Source organism: Pseudomonas defluvii, assembly GCF_001695625.1.
GTDB lineage: Bacteria > Pseudomonadota > Gammaproteobacteria > Pseudomonadales > Pseudomonadaceae > Aquipseudomonas > Aquipseudomonas defluvii.
Window position 1 is genome coordinate 22,641 of record NZ_MBPN01000065.1, and the last position, 6,986, is coordinate 29,626.

Annotated in this window: 7 protein-coding genes; 5 read left to right on the forward strand and 2 right to left on the reverse strand. The window is 59.7% G+C overall.

Annotation, left to right across the window (positions count from 1 at the left end; genetic code table 11):
• Positions 1-4: 4 nt before the first annotated feature.
• Positions 5-475, forward strand: coding sequence for a DoxX family protein (locus tag EKA13_RS17365; protein WP_065760588.1), 471 nt, complete (start codon positions 5-7; stop codon positions 473-475).
• Here the strand turns inward: EKA13_RS17365 and EKA13_RS17370 are convergent.
• A complete protein-coding gene (locus EKA13_RS17370) occupies positions 442-1,350 on the reverse strand; it encodes a LysR family transcriptional regulator (protein ID WP_065760581.1) in 909 nt (302 codons plus the stop codon). The genes EKA13_RS17365 and EKA13_RS17370 overlap by 34 nt on opposite strands.
• A gap of 98 nt (positions 1,351-1,448) precedes the next feature.
• Between EKA13_RS17370 and EKA13_RS17375 the strand changes: the two genes are divergently transcribed.
• The 3 genes from EKA13_RS17375 (at position 1,449) to EKA13_RS17385 (ending at position 4,501) form a co-directional block, all read left to right on the forward strand.
• Positions 1,449-2,048: a short chain dehydrogenase gene (locus EKA13_RS17375; protein WP_065760582.1), complete on the forward strand. Its 600-nt coding sequence runs from the start codon at positions 1,449-1,451 to the stop codon at positions 2,046-2,048.
• A gap of 70 nt (positions 2,049-2,118) precedes the next feature.
• Positions 2,119-2,784 carry a COG3650 family protein gene (locus EKA13_RS17380; RefSeq protein ID WP_065760583.1) on the forward strand — a complete coding sequence of 222 codons (666 nt, stop codon included), beginning with the start codon at positions 2,119-2,121 and terminating at the stop codon, positions 2,782-2,784.
• Between the two features lie 103 nt (positions 2,785-2,887).
• A complete protein-coding gene (locus tag EKA13_RS17385; RefSeq protein ID WP_065760584.1) occupies positions 2,888-4,501 on the forward strand; it encodes an NAD(P)/FAD-dependent oxidoreductase in 1,614 nt (537 codons plus the stop codon).
• 56 nt (positions 4,502-4,557) lie between these two features.
• Here EKA13_RS17385 and EKA13_RS17390 read toward each other — a convergent pair whose 3' ends face one another.
• On the reverse strand, positions 4,558-5,652 hold the full coding sequence (locus EKA13_RS17390; protein ID WP_065760585.1) for a PLP-dependent cysteine synthase family protein: 1,095 nt from the start codon (positions 5,650-5,652) through the stop codon (positions 4,558-4,560).
• Positions 5,653-5,877: 225 nt separating this feature from the next.
• On the opposite strand from EKA13_RS17390, the gene nhaA reads away from it, so the two are divergent.
• Positions 5,878-6,986: Na+/H+ antiporter NhaA (nhaA, locus tag EKA13_RS17395; protein WP_065760586.1), on the forward strand; the 1,109-nt coding region annotated here is incomplete at its 3' end.

Here is a 6,986-nt window from a genome sequence, read left to right on the forward strand (position 1 = left end):
CCATATGGACACAATAATTCCTCATAGCCTGATTGCCTTGCTCGGTCGCTTCGCTATTGCGACAGTGTTCTGGCGGTCCGGCCAGACCAAAGTAGAGGGATTTGCCGTGGACCTTTTTTCAGGCACCTTCCAACTGGGCGTTCCACACCTGGCCGACTCGACACTCTATCTGTTTCGCAGTGAGTACAAGGTACCGCTGCTGCCCACTGAGTGGGCGGCCTACCTGGCAACTACAGCCGAACATCTGTTTCCCCTGTTGCTTTTACTGGGATTGGCGACGCGTCTATCGGCTATGGCCTTGCTCGGTATGACGCTGGTGATTCAGCTCTTCGTCTACCCCGACGCCTACCCCGTGCATGCAACCTGGGCCACGATCCTGTTGTACCTGATGGCCAAAGGGCCCGGACGCTTGTCACTCGACCACAGGATCGCCCGTTACATTCACAACTGCCCCAATACGGTACTGCCACGCTGAAACCAGCGCCTCAGGTAGTCGGCCAGCACCTGAACCTTTTTCGGCATTGCGCTCTGGTAGGGATGTACAAGAAACAGCGGCGTGCTACGGGTCTGAAAGTCCCGGAGCAACCAATGCAGTTGGCCGTTACTCAACTCTGCCGCCAGCATGTAAGACGGCAGGCGAGCAATCCCGACGCCGAGCAAAGCCGCCTTTTTCAGCAAGCTGTAATGGTTACTCGCAAAGGAACCGCTGACCGGCACACGCAGCAATTCGTGTTGTTGGTGATACAACCACTCCTCGCGACCACGGTAGTGACTGTTCAGCAGGCAGCGGTGCTCGCTCAACGCCATTGGGGTCTTCGGCTCACCAAAGCGCTCCAGGTACGCGGGGCTGGCGCACGTCAGTTCCTGCATGGCCAACAATGGCCGGGCAACTAACCGGGCATCGCTCTGGACTTCGGTACGAATCGCCAGATCGAAACCTTCACCCAACAGATCCCGATAGCTATTGCTCAACTCAAGCTCTACCTGCAACTGAGGGTGCGTCTCGGTGAACTCGAGCAACAAGCCTTCAAAGAAGGTCTCACCCAGCGACACGGGCACCGTCAATCGCACGGGGCCAGACAGGTCATCCTTAAGCATGGCCAAGGCCTGCCTTGCCCCATTCATCTGCCGGACTAATGCCTGGGCCTGCGGCAACAGCATGGCGCCGGCGGCCGTGAGGCTCAGGCGACGGGTCGTGCGATGCAGCAACTTCACCCCATGGCTGCTTTCCAACTGACTGATCCGCTTCGACAATTGCCCTTTGCTCCACCCCAACTGCCCTGCGGCCAGGGTGAAACTACCGGCATCCATCAAGACAGCGAAGGCCGCCAAATCGTCCAGCTCACTCATGGATTGTTTCCATAGAAAAACAAAAGGTTGCCTATTAGCACGCTTATCGACGCAAAAATCCACCGTAGACTTGGGCCATTCCCCCAAAGGAGCGTGCGATGAAAATTCTGTTGATCGGTGCCAGCGGCACCATTGGCTCGGCAGTGGCAAACGAGCTGGAGCAGCGCCACGACGTGCTGCGCATTGGCCGCACCCGCGGCGACTACCAGGTGGATATCAGTAGCAGCGCGTCTATTCGGTCACTGTTCGAACAGACCGGCCGTTTCGATGCCCTGGTCTGTGCAGCGGGCAACGTGACCTTCGCCGCACTGGAGGATATGACCGAGGAGCACTTCGCCCTGGGCCTGAACGATAAGCTCATGGGCCAGGTCAACCTGCTGTTGATCGGCCGCGAGTTCATCAATGATGGCGGCTCCTTCACCTTCACCACCGGCATCACCAGCCACGACCCGATCCGCACCGGCAGCTCGGCAAGCCTGGTCAACGGCGCCATCGACGCCTTCGTCAAGGCAGCCGCTATCGAGCTGCCGCGCGGCCTGCGAGTCAACTCGGTCAGCCCGAACGTGCTGGTCGAAGCCATGCCTGCATACGCCCCTTACTTCCGCGGGTTCAAGCCTGTGCCCGCTGCCGATGTAGCACTGGCTTATGCCAAGAGCGTAGAAGGCCTGCAGACCGGCCAAACCTATCACGTTGGCTAAACCCTTGAGATTGAGCGCCAGCCTGAGTAACGTGGCGACACTTTTCCGGTAGAGACTTGGAGCTCTTTCGATGCGTGTCGCCCCTTCCCTGTTGTTAGCCGCCCTGCTGCCGTTGTTCGCCGGTTGCCAGATGTTTGCCGAGAAGACCTCGGTCTCTACGGCGGGAATGACCCGTCTGCAGGGTGAGCTCAAGGCCGAGGGCGGCAAGCTGCTGTTCCAACCCTGTGGAGAAAGCCGCCGCTTTGTGGTTCAGGACAGCGGCAACACCAGCCTCTTGCAGGAAGCCGCTACCCTGGCCAGCGAGCCCGGCGCACTGTTTGCCGACGTACGCGGTACGCTCAGCAGCAACAGCGGCAACGATGGCCAGTTCAACGTACACCAGTTGTACCGGGTCGAGCGCTCCAACAGTGCCTGCAGCGACCCCAACTTCAAGCGCCTGACCTTGCGCGCCAGCGGCCATGAACCCGACTGGAGCATGAAGGTCAGTGGCAAGGGCATGGTGCTTGACCGCCCTCAGGAAGCCTCCCTGGCGCTGCCCTATCTGGAAGAACAACTACCCGATGGCCGCTTCAACCTGAGTAGCGAAGCCAATGGCCAGCGCGTAGAACTGTGGGTCGCTCCACAACGCTGCGTCGATAGCATGACAGGCGCTGTACAGCACCTGAGTGCAGAGCTGCGGATCAACGGCAAGACCTTGCGTGGCTGCGGTTACTACGGTGGTTCGCGCAACGACTGACCGTCGGTGCGTTTATCCTGCCTGAAGCGCTGATGAAAGGCTTATACTTGGCGGTTTGTGCAAAGCTGCCGGCCCTTTCATGGCCGGGATACTGGACCCTGTCATGCTACGAATCACTGAACTGAAGTTGCCGCTGGACCATACTGACGAAGCCCTGCGCGAAGCCATTGTGCAACGCCTGGGTATCAGCGATGACCAGTTGCTGGACTTCACCCTGTTCAAGCGCAGCTACGATGCGCGCAAGAAGAACACCGAACTGCTGTTCATCTACACCATCGATGTGAACGTGCGTGACGAGGCCGCGCTGCTGCACACGTTCGCCGATGACCGCAACATAGGCCCCGCTCCGGATGTCAGCTACAAGCCGGTGGGCCAAGCCCCTGAAGGCCTTACCGAGCGCCCGATCGTGGTTGGCTTCGGCCCCTGCGGGATCTTTGCAGGCCTGTTGCTGGCCCAGATGGGCTTCAAGCCGATCATCCTTGAACGCGGCAAGGAAGTACGCCAGCGCACCAAGGACACCTGGGGCCTATGGCGTAAAAGCGTACTGAACCCAGAATCCAACGTGCAGTTTGGCGAAGGCGGTGCCGGGACCTTCTCCGACGGCAAGCTCTACAGCCAGATCAAAGACCCGCATCACCACGGCCGCAAAGTGCTGAACGAGTTCATCAAGGCCGGCGCGCCAGAAGAGATCCTCTACGTCAGCAAACCGCATATTGGTACCTTCCGCCTGACCGGCATGGTCGAAAACATGCGTCATGAGATTCAGGCGCTCGGAGGCGAGGTTCGTTTCGAGCAGAAGGTTACCGACCTGCTGATCGACAACGATCAGTTGCAGGGCGTGGTGTTGGAAAACGGCGAACAGCTGCATTCCCGGCATGTGGTTCTGGCCCTGGGCCACAGTGCCCGTGACACCTTCCGTATGCTGCACGCCCGTGGCGTGTTCATGGAGGCCAAACCGTTCTCGATCGGCTTCCGTATCGAGCACCCGCAATCGCTGATCGACAAGGCGCGCCTGGGCAAATACGCCGGCCACCCCAAGCTCGGCGCAGCCGATTACAAACTGGTTCACCACGCCAAGAACGGTCGCGCGGTCTACAGCTTCTGCATGTGCCCAGGCGGTACCGTGGTCGCAGCGACCAGCGAGCCTGGCCGCGTGGTCACCAATGGCATGAGCCAGTACTCGCGCAATGAACGCAACGCCAACTCCGGTATTGTCGTGGGTATCACCCCCGAACAAGACTACCCGGGTGGCCCGCTGGCGGGCATTGAGCTGCAAGAGCGCCTGGAAGCGCATGCCTATGTACTGGGTGGCAGCAACTATCAGGCCCCGGCACAGCTGGTCGGTGATTTTGTCGCAGGTCGCCCCTCTACCGCACTGGGTAGCGTCGAGCCTTCCTACAAGCCAGGTGTAAGCCTGGGCGACCTGGCGCCAAGCCTGCCGGACTTCGCCATTGAAGCGATCCGCGAAGCCCTTCCGGCCTTCGACCGCCAGATCAAAGGCTACAACCTGCACGATGCCGTGCTCACAGGGATCGAGACGCGCACCTCCTCGCCGCTGCGGATCACCCGTGGTGCGGACATGCAAAGCCTGAACATCAAAGGCCTGTACCCGGCCGGTGAAGGTGCCGGTTATGCTGGCGGCATTCTCTCTGCCGGCGTCGACGGCATTCGTATCGCCGAAGCCGTCGCGCGGCAGATGCTGGGCCTCAACGACTGATCCGATCTGTCGGTGCCTGCAAGCGGATTGCAGGTGCCGACAGCTGTACGGGGGCTCTACAGACCAGCGTGCAACACGCTTTCCGGTAGGGGCTCTGCACGCTCTGCGCAGGCGGCGACGGCTGCAATCAGGCCGTCAAGCTGATACCCCTGCCCATTCAACCAGGCCTGATCGTAATAAGTGGTGGCATAGCGCTCGCCACTGTCACACAGAATGGCAACAATCGACCCCGCCTCCCCCGCAGCCTTCATATGCTGCGCCGCCGCCAACGCGCCGATCAGGTTGGTCCCGCTGGAACCGCCGACATGCCGGCCAAGACGCTGTGCCAGGTAATGCATGGCCGCCAGCGACAAGGCATCGGGCACCTTGACCATCGCATCGATCACCTGCGGTAGAAACGAGGCTTCAACCCGTGGCCGACCTATGCCTTCGATGCGCGAACCACACTCCAGCCGCAACGAGCGGTCACCGCTGCAATAGCTCTCAAAGAACACTGAACGTTCGGCATCGGCACACAACACCCGGGTGGCATGCTGGCGGTAGCGCACATAACGCCCCAACGTCGCGGTAGTGCCGCCGGTTCCTGGGCTGGATATCAGCCAGGCAGGCTCTGCATGGCGCTCAAAGCGCATCTGGGTAAAGATCGACTCGGCAATGTTGTTGTTCGCCCGCCAGTCGGTGGCGCGTTCAGCATAGGTGAACTGGTCCATGAAATGCCCGCCGCTCTCGCGGGCCAAGCGTTCAGACTCTGCATAGATCTGCGTGGGGTCCTGTACCAGATGGCTCTGACCACCGTAAAAAGCGATCTGTGCGATCTTTTCCTGGGACGTGCTGGCCGGCATGACCGCAATGAACGGCAGCCCCAGAAGCCGGGCAAAGTAGGCTTCAGAAATCGCCGTGGAACCGCTGGATGCCTCGATAACCGGCGCACCTGGGCGCAACCAGCCGTTGCACAGCGCATACAGGAACAGCGAGCGGGCCAAACGGTGCTTGAGGCTGCCCGTTGGATGGCTGGATTCGTCCTTGAAGTACAGCTCAACGCTTGGAAATCCAGGCAGTGGCAAAGGAATCAGATGAGTATCAGCACTACGCTGAAAGTCTGCTTCAATGACTCGAATGGCTTCACGCGCCCACTGACGTTGGTTGCTCATACTGGACTCTCATGGATTGTGGTCAATGACCCCAGCGGGTCATAAGGAAAATTCCTACAAGACAGACAGATACGGCTGCACTCAAATTTCCGACTCGACTGCTAGGCTGGCCGTCCTAATGCTGAGCAACAGCTTATAACAAAAAAGAATATAATTTTTGTTTTAATGCCTAAGCTCACAGGTTAGGGTGTATCCCTTTTTTGAATTTCAGGATGGAGAGCGACCTTGCCTCTGCGTAGCACTTTCACTCGTTTCTTTCAGTTGGAAGCTGCCAGCGGTCTGTTGCTGATTGCTGCAGCCGCCCTGGCACTTATCGTCAACAATTCACCCCTGTCCTTTCTCTACAATGGCCTGCTCGAGGTGCCTGTCGTTGCCCAGGTCGGCGCGCTTAAAATCGCCAAGCCTCTGCTATTGTGGATCAACGATGGCCTGATGGCGCTGTTCTTCCTGCTCATTGGCCTTGAGGTCAAGCGCGAGTTGGTTGACGGGCACCTGTCCAAACCCTCGCAAGTGGTTCTGCCCGGCGCAGCTGCGATTGGCGGCATGGTTGTACCGGCGTTGATCTACTGGTTCCTGAACAAGGACAACCCGGCTGCCGTGGCGGGCTGGGCTATCCCTACCGCGACCGACATTGCCTTCGCCCTGGGCGTGCTCGCGCTGCTCGGCAAGCGGGTCCCGGTATCGCTCAAGCTGTTCTTGATGACCCTCGCGATCATCGACGACCTTGGCGCGATCGTTGTCATCGCCCTGTTCTACTCCGGTGAGCTGTCAAGCCTGTCGCTGATGTTGGCGGGCGCCTGCCTGCTGACACTGATCGCGATGAACCGACTGGGCGTCATCAAGCTTGGCCCCTACATGATCGTCGGCCTGATCCTCTGGGTCTGTGTACTCAAGAGTGGCGTACATGCCACGCTGGCAGGCGTCACGCTGGCACTGTGTATCCCGCTGCGCACGAAAAACGCCGAGCCGTCTCCGCTGATGAGCCTGGAGCACGCCCTGCACCCGTGGGTCGCCTTCGGTATCCTGCCGCTGTTTGCCTTCGCCAATGCTGGCGTTTCGCTGGCCGGTGTCACGGTAGAAAGCTTCACCCACCACGTGCCCATGGGCATCGCCATTGGCTTGCTGCTGGGCAAGACCGTTGGTGTATTCGGCCTGACCTGGATAGCCGTAAAGACTGGCCTAGCTGCCTTGCCGACCGGCGCCAACTGGGGGCAGATTCTCGGCGTGGCGGTTCTGTGCGGCATTGGCTTCACCATGAGCCTGTTCGTCGGCTCGCTGGCGTTTGAGCCGGGTAGCAGCGAATTTGCCGGCATGGACCGAATGGGTATCCTGAC